Annotated in this window: 18 protein-coding genes; 10 read left to right on the forward strand and 8 right to left on the reverse strand. The window is 36.9% G+C overall.

Annotated elements, in window-relative coordinates:
* Positions 1-115 precede the first annotated feature (115 nt).
* Both LIS78_RS18355 and LIS78_RS18360 read left to right on the forward strand, forming a co-directional pair.
* Complete coding sequence (locus LIS78_RS18355; protein ID WP_195782376.1) at positions 116-766, forward strand: DUF975 family protein; 651 nt, start codon at positions 116-118, stop codon at positions 764-766.
* A 437-nt stretch (positions 767-1,203) separates the two neighbouring features.
* Entirely contained in the window at positions 1,204-2,049 is an 846-nt protein-coding gene (locus LIS78_RS18360) for a C40 family peptidase (protein WP_252284144.1), read from the forward strand.
* A 57-nt stretch (positions 2,050-2,106) separates the two neighbouring features.
* Here LIS78_RS18360 and LIS78_RS18365 read toward each other — a convergent pair whose 3' ends face one another.
* A complete protein-coding gene (locus tag LIS78_RS18365) occupies positions 2,107-2,772 on the reverse strand; it encodes an MOSC domain-containing protein (RefSeq protein ID WP_195782374.1) in 666 nt (221 codons plus the stop codon).
* A gap of 435 nt (positions 2,773-3,207) precedes the next feature.
* Between LIS78_RS18365 and LIS78_RS18370 the strand changes: the two genes are divergently transcribed.
* Both LIS78_RS18370 and LIS78_RS18375 read left to right on the forward strand, forming a co-directional pair.
* On the forward strand, positions 3,208-4,383 hold the full coding sequence (locus LIS78_RS18370) for a NupC/NupG family nucleoside CNT transporter (protein WP_192994763.1): 1,176 nt from the start codon (positions 3,208-3,210) through the stop codon (positions 4,381-4,383).
* A gap of 267 nt (positions 4,384-4,650) precedes the next feature.
* On the forward strand, positions 4,651-5,289 hold the full coding sequence (locus LIS78_RS18375) for a MarC family protein (protein ID WP_374726304.1): 639 nt from the start codon (positions 4,651-4,653) through the stop codon (positions 5,287-5,289).
* Between the two features lie 449 nt (positions 5,290-5,738).
* Here LIS78_RS18375 and LIS78_RS18380 read toward each other — a convergent pair whose 3' ends face one another.
* Entirely contained in the window at positions 5,739-5,918 is a 180-nt protein-coding gene (locus LIS78_RS18380) for a small acid-soluble spore protein H (protein WP_195782372.1), read from the reverse strand.
* Positions 5,919-6,264: 346 nt separating this feature from the next.
* On the opposite strand from LIS78_RS18380, the gene LIS78_RS18385 reads away from it, so the two are divergent.
* A complete protein-coding gene (locus tag LIS78_RS18385; RefSeq protein ID WP_209150409.1) occupies positions 6,265-6,471 on the forward strand; it encodes a hypothetical protein in 207 nt (68 codons plus the stop codon).
* Between the two features lie 458 nt (positions 6,472-6,929).
* On the opposite strand, the gene LIS78_RS18390 is transcribed toward LIS78_RS18385, so the two are convergent.
* Entirely contained in the window at positions 6,930-7,190 is a 261-nt protein-coding gene (locus LIS78_RS18390) for an Rpn/YhgA-type helix-turn-helix domain-containing protein (RefSeq protein WP_252284145.1), read from the reverse strand.
* Between the two features lie 357 nt (positions 7,191-7,547).
* Here LIS78_RS18390 and LIS78_RS18395 point away from each other — a divergent pair, with 357 nt between their 5' ends.
* Positions 7,548-7,703 carry a hypothetical protein gene (locus tag LIS78_RS18395; RefSeq protein WP_195782369.1) on the forward strand — a complete coding sequence of 52 codons (156 nt, stop codon included), beginning with the start codon at positions 7,548-7,550 and terminating at the stop codon, positions 7,701-7,703.
* 325 nt (positions 7,704-8,028) lie between these two features.
* Here the strand turns inward: LIS78_RS18395 and LIS78_RS18400 are convergent, their stop codons facing one another.
* On the reverse strand, positions 8,029-8,643 hold the full coding sequence (locus LIS78_RS18400; protein WP_252284146.1) for a TetR/AcrR family transcriptional regulator: 615 nt from the start codon (positions 8,641-8,643) through the stop codon (positions 8,029-8,031).
* Positions 8,644-8,832: 189 nt separating this feature from the next.
* Here LIS78_RS18400 and kynU point away from each other — a divergent pair, with 189 nt between their 5' ends.
* The 4 genes from kynU to kynB all read left to right on the forward strand — a co-directional run bounded on the left by kynU (position 8,833) and on the right by kynB (position 13,253).
* On the forward strand, positions 8,833-10,119 hold the full coding sequence (gene kynU, locus LIS78_RS18405; RefSeq protein ID WP_195782367.1) for a kynureninase: 1,287 nt from the start codon (positions 8,833-8,835) through the stop codon (positions 10,117-10,119).
* A gap of 129 nt (positions 10,120-10,248) precedes the next feature.
* A complete protein-coding gene (locus LIS78_RS18410) occupies positions 10,249-11,691 on the forward strand; it encodes an amino acid permease (protein ID WP_195782366.1) in 1,443 nt (480 codons plus the stop codon).
* A 48-nt stretch (positions 11,692-11,739) separates the two neighbouring features.
* Positions 11,740-12,594 (forward strand): tryptophan 2,3-dioxygenase, encoded by an 855-nt coding sequence (gene kynA / locus LIS78_RS18415; protein WP_252284147.1) that lies wholly within the window; start codon positions 11,740-11,742, stop codon positions 12,592-12,594.
* A 32-nt stretch (positions 12,595-12,626) separates the two neighbouring features.
* Entirely contained in the window at positions 12,627-13,253 is a 627-nt protein-coding gene (gene kynB / locus LIS78_RS18420; RefSeq protein WP_252284148.1) for an arylformamidase, read from the forward strand.
* Between the two features lie 117 nt (positions 13,254-13,370).
* On the opposite strand, the gene LIS78_RS18425 is transcribed toward kynB, so the two are convergent.
* The 4 genes from LIS78_RS18425 to LIS78_RS18440 form a co-directional block, all read right to left on the reverse strand.
* Entirely contained in the window at positions 13,371-13,580 is a 210-nt protein-coding gene (locus LIS78_RS18425) for a 4-oxalocrotonate tautomerase (RefSeq protein ID WP_195782363.1), read from the reverse strand.
* A gap of 84 nt (positions 13,581-13,664) precedes the next feature.
* Positions 13,665-14,453, reverse strand: coding sequence for a 2-keto-4-pentenoate hydratase (locus tag LIS78_RS18430; protein WP_209150415.1), 789 nt, complete (start codon positions 14,451-14,453; stop codon positions 13,665-13,667).
* 2 nt (positions 14,454-14,455) lie between these two features.
* Entirely contained in the window at positions 14,456-15,481 is a 1,026-nt protein-coding gene (gene dmpG / locus LIS78_RS18435; RefSeq protein WP_195782361.1) for a 4-hydroxy-2-oxovalerate aldolase, read from the reverse strand.
* Entirely contained in the window at positions 15,471-16,388 is a 918-nt protein-coding gene (locus LIS78_RS18440; protein ID WP_209150416.1) for an acetaldehyde dehydrogenase (acetylating), read from the reverse strand. Before LIS78_RS18440 ends, dmpG begins: the two co-directional genes overlap by 11 nt.
* Between the last annotated feature and the right edge of the window lie 11 nt (positions 16,389-16,399).

The raw sequence follows: 16,399 nt of genomic DNA on the forward strand, positions 1-16,399 counted from the left end.
AATCTTTATACAACTTATTGGTGCAAGCATTCATATATTCAAAAATCGCTAATATATTGACTAATGTACAGGTTAAATTCTCTGTATAAACTCACCTATAGGGGGACATCAAGTTATGAGAATAAAAGAAGTGAAGCAAGGTGCACTCGCAGCGCTGAAAAACCGCTGGGGATTCGCCGTACTGCTTACGTTCGTTACGTATCTAATTGCTGCCGGCATTCCAGCACTTATTGACTTTTTAATCAACGGATTTCCAAGCGGGTCCGAAACTGAATACTCTCAGTCTACCTTAGCTAATATTGTATCCCTGCTGCTCGTACCGCTCTTTTTTTCTTACTACTGGGTACTTTTGCGTTTAGTGAGAGGAGAAAGCGTCCGTGTTGGAAATGTGTTTGATTCGTTTTCATCTGCGGGATTATATTTTAGAACACTCGGACTTTACTTGCTAACGATTATTTATACCGTGCTATGGAGTATTTTATTAATCATTCCTGGCATCATCAAAAGTCTTGCCTATTCACAGGCTTACTACGTATTCCGCGATAACCCAGATTATTCGGTCAACCAGTCTATTACCGAAAGCAGAAGGTTAATGAACGGCTATAAGTGGAATTACTTTTTACTCCTTTTAAGCTTTATCGGCTGGGGAATTTTAAGTATCATTACGCTTGGCATCGGGTTATTATGGCTCGTTCCGTACGTAACGACTTCGCTTGGCGTATTTTATGAAAAGCTAAAAGCGAATGAAACTGAAGCTGCTGAATAAACGAAAAACCGTATTCGAGTTGCGAATACGGTTTTTTTATTTAGTTTTGGTATTCTCTCTATATACATTAGTTGAAATTTACAACCTGTTATTCACTAAATGAGCTGGTAAACTATATTACCATCGAACTATATCTCCTAGAAACAGTAGCTAAATAGCCGCTGTTTTTTTAATTCCCCCTCTTTTTTAACATAAAAATAGAAAAATTCCATACCCTTTACATATTTTCTAATAAATCTATGAATTCCCTAAACATTTCTACCTAGATAAATTGTCAGAATTATTACAGAGAAGGTGACAGTTCTACTTATATCGCCCTTTAATATTAAAACTATGTTACAAAATGTCGTAATTTGGAATTAGATGTTTACTTTTCCTGTAAGGATTGATAGACTCACAGTTGTGAATAAAACAAGTTATGGAAAGGGAGAAAGAACATGCTAAAGAAAGCAAATCGTACAGTTATGAATATGGGGTTAGCAGCATTACTTGTTCCCGCTGCCCTAACATTTAGCACAACTTCAGCAAGTGCAAATGACGGAGGCGCTGCACCAGCACCCGTACAAGAAAAGGTAACGCCAAGCGTACCTCAACAACAAGCAACTACTACTAATCAAAAAGTCATCGTAAACGTGAGTGCGTTAAATATTCGTCAAGGAGCTAGCTTTTCATCTCCAGTCGTTGGAACTGCAACACAAGGTCAAGAGTTTGCTATTTTAAAAGAAGCAAACGGCTTAGTTGAAATTGCACCAAACAAATGGATTTCAAAAAGCTCAAGCTACGTAACAATTGCATCAGGTAAACCAAGCACAACAAGCCAAGTAAAAGGTGTAAGCACATCAACTCCTTCTACTTCTACAGCGTCTGCATCTACATCTGCAGCACAAGAAACAAGCACACCAGCACCGGCTCCAACAACAAGCACGGCTTCTGGAAGCACAGTAAGTGTTGCACGTAGTTTAGTAGGATCACCTTACCAATGGGCAGGAAACACACCAAGCGGATTTGACTGCTCAGGCTTTATCGCATACGTGTTCAACCATAGCGGTCACAGCATTTCACGTACAAGCGTAGCAAATTATTGGAACATGGCGACAAAAATTTCGTCTCCACAACCAGGCGATCTAGTATTCTTCCAAAACACATACACAAGCGGCCCATCTCACATGGGAATCTACATCGGAAACGGCCAAATGATTCATGCTGGTTCACACGGTGTAGCTGTAGCTGACCTAGATGTTTCTTACTATCAAGATCATTTCTTAGGATACGGACGTTTCTAAGAAAAAAATGCCCTCTAATCGTTAGATACGTTCTAACGATTAGAGGGCATTTACTTTTTATCGCTGCGCTACGGAAAGCGCCTTTTCAATACGCGTTTGAAATTTATGCTTCCAGTCTTCAGCAAGCTCAGCCACTTCTAAAGCCCGCTTCATCCCTTCTACATCTTTTGGACGATGGAAATATAAATCAAGCGTAAACCAAACGGATACTTGGTTTGGATGAGCTTCAATCAATTTCACTTCTGAATCCTGTGTAATCGTACCTTCTTTCAGCACGCGGCAAAGATAGCCGGTATAGCTTGTCTCAATCATTCGTTTTAAAAGTCCTTTTACGCCCGTTCGTTTTGTAATCGTGTCGCATGGATTTCGCCCTTGCGTCACTTGAATGACGGCGTCTCCGACTCCATAAATGTCTCCAATGCATACTTCTTTTTCAAGCATGCCTGCTACAACAAGATTTTCTCCGAACGCAGACATCGGCAGCTCCGTATCAAACTCTTCGTTCCATTTTTTATAGTGCTCATACGGATACACGCACACCGCACGATCCGGTCCGCCGTGATACTTTAAGTTCGCTACGCCGTCGCCTTGAAACCCTTCTTTTGCTAAAAAGGTCTCGTCTACTTGCTTCTTGCATATGCCTGTGCGCATTTCTTTGTCAGGACTGTATGCCATTTGTTCAGGCATGCCGGTTGCTAAATGAATTATTTTACGTTGATTCATTCGTACCTCTCCCTTCCCCGTTTTCCCTTACTAATTACGTCATATTTTACCACATTTTAAAGATGATGCTCTTATTTTTCATGTATTCCACTAAAATCTTGGCAATATCATGAAAATTTTAAAAAATATTTCACAATTATATTAAAAATATCTTCATTTCCTCTTTTTCTTTTGTTCGAAATGATTTAAGATAGTAAGGGCTGTCGAAATATAAGTTATTATGTCAGTTCTGCATGTTTTTTTACATATTAGCACATAGTAAATATTATTTTACAATTACGTCATTTTTTACAATGGCCTAAAAAATTTTGCCCATTTTTACTAAAACTAGCGTGAAAGTCCTGATTTTTATATAAAATAGAGGCCGATTTACATAGTCATTTCTATGCACGTCCCTCTTTTATAAATATAGAGTACATGTAAGGAGAAAAGTAAATGTCAATTTTAATGGGAATTATCGGAATTTTAATTGTCTTAGCAGTTGCGTTCCTCATGTCAAACGACAAGAAACTTATCAACTACAAAGGCATCGCAGTTATGCTGGTTATTCAGCTCGCTATCTCTGCTTTTATGATGAATACATCGATTGGTCGCAAGGTGCTTGACTTTATTACGAGTGTATTTACAAAGATCTTATCATTTGGTAACGACGGAATTTCGTTCGTGTTTGGAGATCTTGCAGGAAAAGGCATTTTCTTTATCCAAACGTTAGTTATGATTGTATTCGTTTCAGCATTATTAAGTATTTTAAACTACTCTCGTATTTTACCCTTTGGGATCAAATATATCGGAGGACTTGTTTCAAAAATTACCGGACTTCCCCAAATTGAAAGCTTCACAGCGGTGAATGCCATGATTTTTGGTGATACAACGGCGCTAATTGCGGTGAAAAACCACATCGGAGGTTTAACACCAAACCGTTTATTTATCGTCACAACAACATCTTTAGTATCCGTTTCTTGTTCAATTCTAGGCGCATACATGCAGATGATTCCGGCGGAATACGTATTAATTGCCCTACCGCTAAACGTATTCTCTGGTTTAATTGTTTCTTCTATCGTTGCACCTGTAAAAGTGGAAGATGAAAACGAAGTCGATATCAAAGCGCCTGCTAAGCAAGGCACGCTGTTTGAAGCAATCGGTGACGGTGCCCTAGACGGCGGACGCGTTGCGTTAATCGTAGCAGCGATGCTTGTGACGTATGTTGGTCTTTTAGCATTAGTGAACTATGTATTAAACGGCGTCATCGGATTAACTGTTCAAGACATTTTAGGATATATCTTCTACCCAATTGCCTTTATCATGGGTATTCCGGCAGATGAACTAATGAGAGCCGGCGGCGTAATGGGAACAAAAGTAGTAGCAAACGAATTCGTTGCCATGCTTGACTTCCAAAAAATGATGCCTCACCTTTCTGAAAAAACGGTCGGTATCGTATCAGCTTACTTAATCTCATTTGCAAACTTCAGCTCAATTGGAATTGTCCTTGGTACTATCCAAGCGATCAACGGCGAACAAGCTTCACGAGTTGCCAAGTTCGGCTTGAAGATGCTGTTAGTCGCTACAATGGGCTCTATTTTAACAGGTATTATGGTTGGATTGTTTATTTAATGAAAAAGCACTCACTTTTAGTGAGTGCTTTTTTTCTGTTTGGGTTGTTTCTTTTGGAATTATAGGTGTAGTGATTTGTTCGCTCTTCAAGACTCAATTACCTTATGTTGTTTAATGGTTCTTGAACAGGATATGAAGCTAAAGACTTAAAAATCGTTTACATAACATAAAAGTTTCTTTTTAAGATGGTCCTTTTTTACTTAAAAGTAAAAATACAGATGAATAGGTTAAGGGATAAAACCAAGCGGGTATTCTTTTACTATTAAGATGAAAGGAGTTTTTACTGTGTTAGCTTTAATTCTTAAACTTACTGTCTCATTTTTTGCTGTGATGAATCCACTAGGAAACATACCTATCTTCATCACTCTTACGAATGATTACTCCCTTCAGGAAAGGCGTCATAGCGCGAGGAAGGCTGTCATTATTTCTTTTATTATTCTTACTCTATTCTTACTTTTAGGCGGTTTCATCTTTTCAATGTTTGGCATCACAATTCATGCTTTTCGCGTAGCGGGAGGAATTTTAATCTTTGGCATCGCATATAGTTTGCTGCATGCTAAACCGTCTAATGCACAAAGCCCTCATTCGCATGAGCAAGAAGCTGCAGCTTCTCAAAACGATATTTCGATTACTCCTCTTGCTCTTCCGATTATGGCTGGACCTGGAACAATTGCGACAGTCATGTCTCATAGCTCATATTCGATAGAAAATCTGGGGAGTGTACTCATTAGTTACACACTTATACTGGGAGTAACGTTTCTCCTTTTTTATTATTCTACATCCATTATTAACAAGCTTGGTCAGAATGGATTAAACGTTATTTCACGGTTAATGGGACTAATATTGGCTGTAATGGCTATACAGATGATTGCAGAAGGAGTTCACGGCTTATTTCCTCATCTGTAATACTTAAGAAAACAATCATATGAATAAGCGTACGGCTTTTTGTACATATTGTATTTACTCATCCATTGAATGTTATTAAATTAAAGGTGTATAAAAAGCTGCATATTAAACAAAAGAATCCTTACCGGCACCCTGGGACTGCCTCTACTGCTGCAAGGGTTCTTTTTGTATTGGATTCTTATAAGAGACATTATTTTAACTAAGAGTGTGTATTATATACAGCCCAAAATAGAAAGACCTACTGCACCCAGGGTAGCTTTTTATTTTGCCGTCTTTTAATCTAGAAGAAATATAAGATTATAGGGTATTTTATATTTGCACATGTTTCATCTTTTATCGAATATTTGTAGAAACCACACACATCAGAAAAGCTCTCATTAATGAGAGCTTTTCTGATGTCTTTATTTTTTCTTCCCATCCTCTATACATAAAAATGGGAGAAAAATAAATTATTGTTCTGTTAGTTCAGATATAGAAACACTTTGCTTATTATTTGGTTCATCCAGGTTATGAATTGTAGCTACCTCATTTTGTTGGTCTACATGCTCAATGTAAATACTTTTCCCATTATATATTACATTGGCCATGTCCACTGAATCGGCAATTTCTTGTGCTCTTTGTGCATCCACCTTTATCTAGCCTCCTTTTTATTTATGACAGTGAAAGTATTTGTTTTTAATTAATTTTTATGCATCTAATTCCCCTATATAAAATCAATTTTAATTTTTCAAATGAGACATTAAGTAGTAAAGAGAATCTCGATAAATGAATAAAATTTATTAAAGGATTTGCAAAACTTTTAGTGTAGTATATAGACCATAAAGCAGGCGGTATTCAATGTCATCAACTAGCTTATTTAATACAAAAGAAAATCAGCAGCATAGTAGCGGGGCTTGTTTTTTTGTGGTAAAATCTATAGCTTCATAAAATCATTATGTCATTTGTTGATGAGTTGATCAAAGGAGGAGCTGTTACATGAATAAAATCAGAGTTTACACCTTGGTAGATGGAAGTGAGCGAACCATCAAAATGAAAAAAAGAATGACATTAAGAGAAGAGATGAATATCTTAAGGATAAGAGAGTCAGATATATTACATATAAAATTAATTTCAGAGGATAAAAATAGAAGGTTAGATACATGGACTGAAACACTTACTAGTAGTGGATTTTATCGTATATAGTTCAAATTGAAAATGAACAATGTAAGCCAGGAAAAAGACCCTTTTATCTTACATATGAAAATAACGTTAAACATATTTTATTTGTAAAAGATCCACTTATTATTTACCTTGTAGGCAAACAATTTATTTTGCTACTTAAAATAATGCCTCTTAAAGTAAAGAAGCTATCTCCTTCATTATTTGAGATAGCTTTTTATTTTATTATTCAGTTTAATCTTCTTCTGGAATCTTAATTAAAATGGCTATAGCTATTGTTGTCAAAAATATAACCCCTAAAGTTATCAATAGACTCGTACTCATGTGCCTCATCTACCCTTCTATCTTCATCCCTATGATTCCATTTTAGCAGAGGAAATTAGTTAATAAAATTGGAAATGATAGCGTTTTACTAAAAATTTTATACATGTTAAAATAATTTAGTTGGTTTAATATTCCTTCCTACCCTCGGTTTACATTCGTTATTTACGAATCTGTTCAATCTCTTCTTCTGTAAGCTCAGTTAATTCAGATATTGTTTGGTTATCCATACCTTTTTGTACCATTCTTAACGTCACTCTCTTAATAGCTCTTTTTTCCCCTTGTTTTTCAGCTTTTTTTAATGTCAATTTTTCATCTACTTGGAATTCCTGGTTTACTTCATAAGTCATTAAAATTTGTGGATCCTCAGTTACACGTGCCCATTCATTCATCGCATTTTTCAAAGTTTGATCTTTCTCCATGACAACTTCCTCCAAAAATGAGTAAAATCTTCATCTCTTGACACATTAAACAACAGTAATTGTTTCACTAATTATGTGTCCTTTTTACGATACTATTCTCACTTATTCCAAAATCAAATTAATCCCATAAAGCTTGTCCGTTCACCCTAAAACTAAAAAAGAAAAATTACTGCATTAGGTGAGGAATAGGTAGTAATGTAAGATGTGCTCGGTTGTTTATATGCTGGAGTTAGCCTAGTGGTAAATAGGGCTTTGATTCAGAAGCAAATAACAATTTATTTATTTAATTTATATGTTTTTTTCTTATAGTTGCACATATTAAAAACAATACTAGATGAAAGCGAGATGAGATAAGTAATGTCAAAACAAGGGATACAGAAAAAGAATCAGACAAGAGAGCAAATAGAGAAGCAAGATAAAAGAAATGATGTTGAATTAGGTAATGAATTTCAAATTGGCAACACAAGTTCCCAGAGCCAGAAAAAAAGTGGACGTCAAGTAAATAAAAAATAAACTCAATCTTTCGAGGATAATAAGAAACCTCAGTTCAAATTTATGACTTGAACTGAGGTTTCTTTTATAGAGTGAAGAAGACTTATGTGCAAAAGAGGAACCAAGCTAAAGAGAATTTAAATTCTATTATGAAAACAGAATTAAAATAAAAAAGAAAGTATATCACATTAGATAATCGTTAAGTAATGAGGAAATATTTTTTTGGAAACCACCTGTCCAAAATCAAGTCAAATTCATTCATCACCTATTTGGATTAGTTTCACAAAGTTGAATATTAATGGGATATTATATACTTGTTTCAAACAAATGTAATTTACGCACCAAATTATAAATAGAGTCCTTTAATATAAATAGACGCGATATTCTTAGCAATTTGTTCTACAGGGTGCTCATATTCATTACGAACAATTTCCCAAAGGTACATTTCATTAGTGAAAAACCACCCTCTTGCTACTAACTCGTTATGTACATCTTTACGTGCTAATCCATTGCGCTGCGCATAGGCAATGTCTTGTGAAATTCGTTGAATAAACTTTTCCCGAATGTTCTTCCATTTCTCTGAAACGAGAGGAGAAATGCCAATAGCCTGCTCAAACACTTGCAGCATTTTTCGTTCATCCTCAGCCATTTTTAAAAATTCATTTGTTTGTTTATGAATCATTCCTTCTGCTTCATTTACAGATGCGGGTAAAAATGCAGCCTCGGCAATTTCATAAAATTTCTCCATAACATTCTCCATTAATACAACTAAAAAGTCTTCTTTTCCTTCGAAATGAACATATGCAGTACCATACCCAACCCTTGCCTTTTTTATTATTTGAGTGATAGTTGCTTTGTGAAAACCTTCTTGTATAAATACTTCTCTTGCAGCTTCTAATAATTTTTGTCGAGTCTTTATTGAACGTAAATGCCGTTTATCTGCAATGTTATTTTCATTCATTAAGGTTCATTCCTCCCTATCCGTTTTACTCTCTAGGATATAGAAGTTTTCACAAAACTAAAAGAAATAAAGAGAATTTATTACAAAAATTATTTTTTTAATTTTCAAAATTATATTATTGACACTATGTCATATTCTTTGTTACGATTCTTCTAGGATACATATTAAGTAATGCAGAGGAGGAAAATTATGCAATTAAATACCTTTAAACCCACACTAGAGTATGCAAAACAGTTAGATCAAGAAGACTCACTTTCAAGTTTTCGGGATGAATTTTATTTAAAGCCTCATTCAATATATATGGATGGAAACTCATTGGGGCTTCTTTCTAAAAGAGCTGAACGCAGACTTATAGAAGTTTTAAATGATTGGAAAGAACAAGGAATTGATGGATGGACTCAGGGGAAACACCCATGGTTTTCCTTGTCCGAAAAATTAGGTGAAATGAGTGCGCCATTAGTTGGGGCTTCCAGCGAAGAAGTCATTGTAACTGGTTCGACGACGGTTAACCTTCATCAGCTTGTAGCTACTTTCTACAACCCAAAAGGAACACGCACAAAGATCTTAGCTGATGAATTGACCTTCCCATCTGATATTTATGCGCTTCAAAGTCAGCTGCGAACCCATGGATACAGTCCAGATACTCACCTTATACGTGTAAAAAGCCGCGATGGCCGTTTTTTAGAAGAAGATGACATTATTGAGGCTATGACGGATGAGATTGCTTTAATTATCTTACCGACTGTACTCTATCGCAGCGGCCAAATATTAGATATGGAACGGTTGACGGCTGAAGCACACAAACGTGGAATTTTGATTGGATTTGATGGCTGCCACTCTATTGGTGCGATTCCTCACTCCTTTAGTAAATGGGATGTTGACTTTGCATATTGGTGTAATTATAAGCACTTAAACGGTGGACCTGGCTGTGTAGGCGGTTTATATGTAAATAAAAAACATTTTGGAACAGCACCTGGTTTAGCAGGCTGGTTTAGTTCAAAAAAAGAAAAGCAGTTTGATATGGAGCACACATTAACACCTGCTGATTCAGCCGGTGCTTATCAAATTGGAACACCCCATGTTTTAAGTCTTGCGCCTTTAATTGGATCGCTAGAAATTTTTACTGAGGCTGGTATAGATAATATTCGATTTAAATCTCTTAAAATCAATCATTATTTAATGTATTTATTAGAAAAAGAGCTCAGTGGCTTCAATTTTACCCTTGGAAGCCCTAAAGAAGATAAAAAGCGTGGAGGGCACGTAAGTCTTGAACATAAGGAAGCAGCACGCATTTGTAAAGCATTAAAAGAGAATGGTATCATTCCAGATTTTCGCGCTCCAAATATTATTCGTCTTGCTCCTGTTGCTCTTTACACTTCTTATACAGAAGTCTGGGAAGTAGTACAAACTTTGAAGAAAATTATGAATGATAAAGAATATGAAAAATTTAAAAATGAACGTGAAGTAGTGGCATAAAACCTAAACTACTTGTTTTTCTAACAAAAAAGTAAGCGCTTTCTAAACTTTAAGAAGACTATTTATAAAACGTAAAATATTTAGATATGCAGCCAAAACATTATTTTGAAACTATGAGGGAGATGAAATATGAAAACCCACAATACTCAATTGCCAAACAAAAATGAAGCAGAAAAGGGATTAAAACGAAATTTAAAAACAAGTCAATTAACAATGATTTCAATGGGCTGTGCAATTGGCACTGGACTATTCTTAGGCAGTGGACTTGCGATTCAAACAGCTGGACCTAGTGTATTGGTTAGTTATGCCTTAGGAGCTTTTGTTGTATTACTTTTAATGGGCTGTTTGGCAGAAATGACTGTCGCCCACCCTACTTCTGGATCGTTTGGAACAATTTCTGAAAAATATGTGCACCCCATGGCAGGTTTTTTGGTTCGCTATTCATATTGGATAGCCAACGTTCTCGCCGTTGGAGTAGAAGTAAGTGCAATAGCCGTGTATATGAAGTACTGGTTTCCAAGCGTTCCGGGTATTGTCTGGATTTTAGTGTTTGCTATTATACTAATCTATGTAAACGCAACTAGTGTTAATACGTTTGCTACTTTTGAGTATTGGTTTTCTATGATAAAAATTAGTGCAATTGTGGGCTTTATTCTTTTAGGGTCCTATATTCTATTTGGAACAGATGCACGTCCTAATATGGGTACAGGTAATTTTGTAAATGATGGTGGATTCCTTCCTTTCGGGTGGTGGGGAATGTGGGTAGCTGTCTTTATTTCCCTCTTTAGTTTCTTAGGAACAGAAATGATTGCAGTTACAGCTGGAGAAGCAAAAGAGCCTGATATAGCCGTTCCGAAGGCTTTAAAAGCAACTGTGTTTCGTTTAACTACTTTTTACGTTTTGACTATAGGCATCATGTTAATGATTGTTCCATGGAAGTTAGCTCAAGTTGATAAAAGTCCATTTGTGAAAGTAATGGAAATTCTGAATATCCCGGCTGCCTCTGGAATCATGAATTTTATTATTTTAACGGCTGCTTTATCAGCTATGAATAGTCAGTTATATGCTTCAACACGTATGATGTTCTCACTCTCTCAAAGTAAACATGCGCCAACTTTTTTAGGGAGACTAAGCAAGAAAGGTGTACCGCTATGGGCCCTTGCTGTATCAACTCTGGGCATTTTTCTTGCTGCAGCAGTTAATGGACTGCTCCCAAGCTCTTCATATGCCTTCATGATGGGTATTTCAATGTTCGGAGCTATGTTCACATGGCTTATGATATTTGTTTCTCACCTATACTTTCGAAAAAAATGGGAGAAATTAGGTGGAAGGAAATTACCCGTAAGAATGCTTGGTTTCCCTTATTTAACGATTTTAGGAGCTATCTTATTACTCGGTTTGATGATTACAACTTGGTTTACAGATTTTAAAATTATGCTTCAGTTTGGAATTCCTTGGTTAGCATTCTTATCAATTGTTTATTTTATCTCTAAAAAAAGAAAAGTTAACCATCATTTTGTAGAAGATATGGCTAATAGCAACTTGAAAGAGGAATTAGAGGAATTACGTTAAAGTTCGTCATTTAAAAGTTATTTTACATAAAAATAAGGGGGATACAAAATGAAAACGGCAAATAATAAGGAACCAAATGCAATTGAACTAGAGAAAGAACTTCAAACGGACTTTCAGAAAGCTATGTCGTACGGAGATTACCTGCACCTTGATAAAATATTATCTAGTCAGCATAGACTTTCTAATCACCATGATGAAATGCTGTTTATTGTCATCCATCAAGCTAGTGAACTATGGATGAAACTAATTATACATGAGGTAACAGCTGCTATTCAGTGCATCCGTGCTAATAACCTGGAACCTTCATTTAAAATGTTATCACGTGTTTCAAGAATTCAGCAGCAGCTAATTCAATCTTGGAGTGTTCTCTCTACATTAACACCAGCAGAGTACATGGAATTTAGAGATAAATTAGGTCAATCTTCTGGATTTCAATCTTATCAAAATCGCCTAATAGAATTTGCTTTAGGAAATAAAAATGTCCATACACTATCTGTTTACCAGCATGACACAGATTTGTATCAAAAAATGCAAACGGCTCTTCATGAGCCTAGTATCTATGATGCTGCTATTAATGCTCTTATGAAACGCGGACTGCCGATAGATCAAGAAATCTTACAAAGAGATTGTTCACAGCCTTATGAACCGAATGCCAGTGTAGAGGATGCGTGGCTAACTGTATACCGGAATGTAGATCAGTATTGGGACTTATACGAATTAGCAGAAAAATTAGTCGATATCGGAAATCAACAGCAAATGTGGCGATTTAGTCATATGAGTACAGTAGAAAGAATTATTGGAAACAAACAAGGTACAGGCGGATCTTCTGGAGTGAATTACTTAAAGAGAGCTCTGGATCAGCACTTCTTTCCAGAACTATGGAGCCTGCGAACTAAGTTATAAATATTCTATAAAAAGATAGAGAGGTAGTAAGAATGAGCAGATGGATTGATATTTCACAACCTCTAGACGAAAAAATAGCAGGATGGCCTGGTGATACTCCCTTTTCTTATGAAGTGAATTGGAGTAAAGAAGAGACCGGTTCTGTAAATGTTGGAAAAATAACAATGAGTATCCATACCGGCACTCATATCGATGCACCTTTTCATTTCGATAATCAGGGAAAAAAGGTTATAGATTTAGACTTAGATTTATATATTGGACGTACAAAAGTTGTCCATATCCCAGCTAATAAGAGCATTGGAATAAATGAATTGTCAGATGTTGATTTAAAAGGTGTTACACGCTTATTGATTCGAACAGAAGCATGGCAAGACCGAAGTGTTTTCCCTGAAACCATTCCTTATATTGAACCAAGCTTAGCTCCTTACCTTGCTAAGCTTGGAATTCGCCTGCTAGGAATTGATTTACCTTCAGTAGATCCACTCGATAGTAAAGAACTAGCTGCTCACCATGAACTTGCATACCACGAAATTCATATTTTAGAAGGTGTTGTACTAGATAAAATCCCTTCAGGGGACTATGAACTAATCGCAGCTCCTCTTCCTCTAGCTGAAGCTGATGGAAGTCCTGTGCGTGCGCTTCTGAAAAAAATCAACTAACTTAAATCAACTATTGAAAGAACGAATCTTTTTCCTTAGATAGTTTCTGATGTATATAAAAAAGAACGGTATATAAACATACCGCTCTTTTTTTATAGCTAATCAAATTTTTTCAACTCATTTTTTATTAACCTTATCTATATCTATTTCTTTTCTTGATACTCCTGCAATTCCCCAGTGTGAGGATGGAACCTCGTTGACAATGATCCTTACTCTCTCCTTTTCAACGTGAAGGCTGTTAGAAATTGCTTCGGTTACTTCTAATAACATGTTTTTAATATCTTTTTCTTCTCTTCCTTCCAAAAGGTGAACTTGTACAATCGGCATACTATAGCCTTCCCTTAAAGTTTTCTATACAACAAAGGGTCTTTATTTCTATTTTAAAAACAAAATAATTATAATAAATTCTAGTTAGCTGCAACTGAATGATACGCTTCCTAAATCAGCGAACTGTGCATGGATACTATCACCTGATCTAAAAGAAATTGCTTCAGATACTGCCCCAGTTAATACGATATCCCCTTTTCTCAACCCTTCTTTATGTTCACCTAGTTTATTAACCGCCCAGGCGACAGCTTTAGCGGGGTTTCCTAGCACGGCAGCACCCGCGCCTACTGTAGCAACCTCCCCGTTTTTAGACATCACCATTCCGATATGAGCTAGATTCACTCGGTCAGGCTTTACCCAATTGCTCCCTACAATGAAACGTGAAGACGAACAGTTGTCAGCTACTACATCAGGAAGAGTAAATTTAAAATCCAAGTAACGGCTGTCAATAATTTCAAGAGCTGGTGCAACATATTTTACTGCTTTTAAAACATCTTCTTCAGTTAGGTTAGTTCCACAAAGGTCTTCCCCCATTAGAAAAGCAATTTCAGGCTCAGCCTTTGGATGAATAAGCTGATTAAATACTATAGGTTCCCATTCAAGTCCTAGCATGTCGCTTGTTAAATATCCATAAATCGCTTCATGTACCCCCATCATTTCCTGCTTAGCTTTACTTGTTAAACCAAGCTTTACACCTACTCGTTTTACACCGTCTTGCACTTTTCGTTCAATCAATTGTTTTTGCAAGTTGTAAGCGTCATCAATTGTCAAATCAGGGTAGCGTTCCGTCACTTTTGTTACTTCATACCCTTCTCTTTCTGCAGATAGAAGATAGTCAACGATTTCTAAATTTCCGCTTTTCGTTAAAGGCATTATCACATTTCCACCTTTCTTTGAGCTAACTCAGCAGCCACGTCTAGAATCATATCTTCTTGACCGCCGACTGCTTTTCTTTTACCAAGTTCAAGTAGAATATCGCGTGAATCCAAATTAAAACGCTTTGCAGCACGCTCTGCATGAAGTAAGAAACTGGAATACACGCCTGCATAACCCATTGCGAGGCTGCCTTTTCGAATCTCTTGGGAGCCCGGCAGAATAGGTGCTACTACCTCTTCAGCCAGATCCATTATTTTATACAGATCAATACCTACATCTATTCCTAAACGGTTTAACACGGCTATTAGTGCTTCAGTTTGAGTGTTACCTGCTCCGGCTCCTAAACAACGAACACTTCCGTCTATTCTCGTGGCGCCTTCTTCAATAGCAGCAAGCGTATTTGCAACAGCTAACGAAAGGTTATTATGAGCGTGAAAACCTACTTCAACTTGAAGAGATTGACGAAGTGCTCTAACACGTTCACGAACTTCATGAGGCAAAAGAGCTCCTGCTGAATCAGTTATGTAAACCCCTTGTGCCCCATACCTTTCCATTAACTTTGCTTGCTCCACAAGCTTTTCTACGGGTGCTGAATGGGCCATCATCAGAAAACCAAAGGTTTCCATCCCAAGTTTCCGAGCATATTCGATGTGCTGAGCAGAAACATCTGCTTCCGTCACATGTGTAGCTACTCGAACTAAGCCTGCCCCAAGGCTATTTGCTTGCTTTAGCTCATGTACCGTTCCAATTCCCGGAATTAAAAGAACAGCAACGGTGGCTTGTTTAGCTTCTTCTACCGCAGCCTCAATTAATTTCATTTCGTCAACAAGGGACTTTCCGTATTGCAGAGTCGAGCCTCCTAACCCGTCCCCATGACTAACCTCTATATAGTGCATCCCTGCATCGTCCAGCGCTCTCGTTACACTTTTTACTTGTGCTTCTGTGAATTGATGTTTGACTACGTGACTTCCATCTCTGAGGCTGACCTCTGTAATCTTAATAGGCTTATCACTGTTACGTTTCATTCGTCATAGCCCTCTCTTTCTTTATTCCTCCATATAAGCTTTCTTCGAGTTTATAGCGGGCATAATCTTCCGCAACCTTCGCAGCAGCAGCCGTCATAATATCTAAGTTACCGGCATAAGAAGGAAAATAATCTCCAGCTCCAGTTACCTCTAAAAAGACTGTTACTTGATTACTATCAAATAATGGTTCCTGCTTTAAATTATAGCCTGGTACATATTCTTGTACTTTTTTGACCATATCCTTAATAGCCTTTTGAATAGCTTCCTTATTCATATTTTTCACTTTACAATAAATTGTATCGCGCATTAAGATAGGTGGATCAGCCGGATTTAAGAGAATAATAGCTTTTCCGCAGTCTGCACCTCCTACTTTTTCAATAGCTTTTCTTGTGGTAACAGTAAACTCATCAATATTTGCTCGTGTTCCTGGTCCAGCGCTTAGGCTAGAAATAGTAGCTACAATTTCTCCATATGTTACATCTGCAACTTGGTTGATTGCATAAATGATAGGAATAGTCGCTTGGCCGCCGCACGTAATCATGTTTACATTTTCTGATTCAAGATTTTCTCCAAGATTAACAGGAGGACACACGAAAGGTCCTTTAGCAGCAGGAGTTAAGTCGATAACCATTTTTCCTAAGTCTTTTAAAATCTTTGCATGTCTAACGTGAGCCTTAGCCGATGTAGCATCAAAAACAATTTCCGCCAGGTCTGGATTTTCAGCAAGGGCTTTTATTCCATTGCTGTATGTTTTATATCCTGCTTCTCTCGCTCTCTTTAGACCATCTGAATCCGGATCAATTCCAAGGACAGCTGTTAACTCGATAAATTCGCTGCGCTGAAGCTTATACATTAAATCTGTCCCAATATTTCCTGAGCCAATAATTGCGGCTTTTACTTTTTCCAACACTCTTCACC

It is taken from the genome of Priestia megaterium (assembly GCF_023824195.1).
In the GTDB taxonomy this organism is placed as follows: Bacteria; Bacillota; Bacilli; order Bacillales; family Bacillaceae_H; genus Priestia; species Priestia megaterium_D.

What these genes read in the sequence shown, in the direction of transcription:
- LIS78_RS18355 (WP_195782376.1), top strand. Translation starts at nt 116, where the DNA reads ATGAGAATAAAAGAAGTGAAGCAAGGTGCACTCGCAGCGCTGAAAAAC.
- LIS78_RS18360 (WP_252284144.1), top strand. Translation starts at nt 1,204, where the DNA reads ATGCTAAAGAAAGCAAATCGTACAGTTATGAATATGGGGTTAGCAGCA.
- LIS78_RS18365 (WP_195782374.1), bottom strand. Translation starts at nt 2,772, where the DNA reads ATGAATCAACGTAAAATAATTCATTTAGCAACCGGCATGCCTGAACAA.
- LIS78_RS18370 (WP_192994763.1), top strand. Translation starts at nt 3,208, where the DNA reads ATGTCAATTTTAATGGGAATTATCGGAATTTTAATTGTCTTAGCAGTT.
- LIS78_RS18375 (WP_374726304.1), top strand. Translation starts at nt 4,651, where the DNA reads ATGAAAGGAGTTTTTACTGTGTTAGCTTTAATTCTTAAACTTACTGTC.
- LIS78_RS18385 (WP_209150409.1), top strand. Translation starts at nt 6,265, where the DNA reads ATGAATAAAATCAGAGTTTACACCTTGGTAGATGGAAGTGAGCGAACC.
- LIS78_RS18390 (WP_252284145.1), bottom strand. Translation starts at nt 7,190, where the DNA reads ATGGAGAAAGATCAAACTTTGAAAAATGCGATGAATGAATGGGCACGT.
- LIS78_RS18395 (WP_195782369.1), top strand. Translation starts at nt 7,548, where the DNA reads ATGTCAAAACAAGGGATACAGAAAAAGAATCAGACAAGAGAGCAAATA.
- LIS78_RS18400 (WP_252284146.1), bottom strand. Translation starts at nt 8,643, where the DNA reads ATGAATGAAAATAACATTGCAGATAAACGGCATTTACGTTCAATAAAG.
- kynU (WP_195782367.1), top strand. Translation starts at nt 8,833, where the DNA reads ATGCAATTAAATACCTTTAAACCCACACTAGAGTATGCAAAACAGTTA.
- LIS78_RS18410 (WP_195782366.1), top strand. Translation starts at nt 10,249, where the DNA reads ATGAAAACCCACAATACTCAATTGCCAAACAAAAATGAAGCAGAAAAG.
- kynA (WP_252284147.1), top strand. Translation starts at nt 11,740, where the DNA reads ATGAAAACGGCAAATAATAAGGAACCAAATGCAATTGAACTAGAGAAA.
- kynB (WP_252284148.1), top strand. Translation starts at nt 12,627, where the DNA reads ATGAGCAGATGGATTGATATTTCACAACCTCTAGACGAAAAAATAGCA.
- LIS78_RS18425 (WP_195782363.1), bottom strand. Translation starts at nt 13,580, where the DNA reads ATGCCGATTGTACAAGTTCACCTTTTGGAAGGAAGAGAAGAAAAAGAT.
- LIS78_RS18430 (WP_209150415.1), bottom strand. Translation starts at nt 14,453, where the DNA reads ATGCCTTTAACGAAAAGCGGAAATTTAGAAATCGTTGACTATCTTCTA.
- dmpG (WP_195782361.1), bottom strand. Translation starts at nt 15,481, where the DNA reads ATGAAACGTAACAGTGATAAGCCTATTAAGATTACAGAGGTCAGCCTC.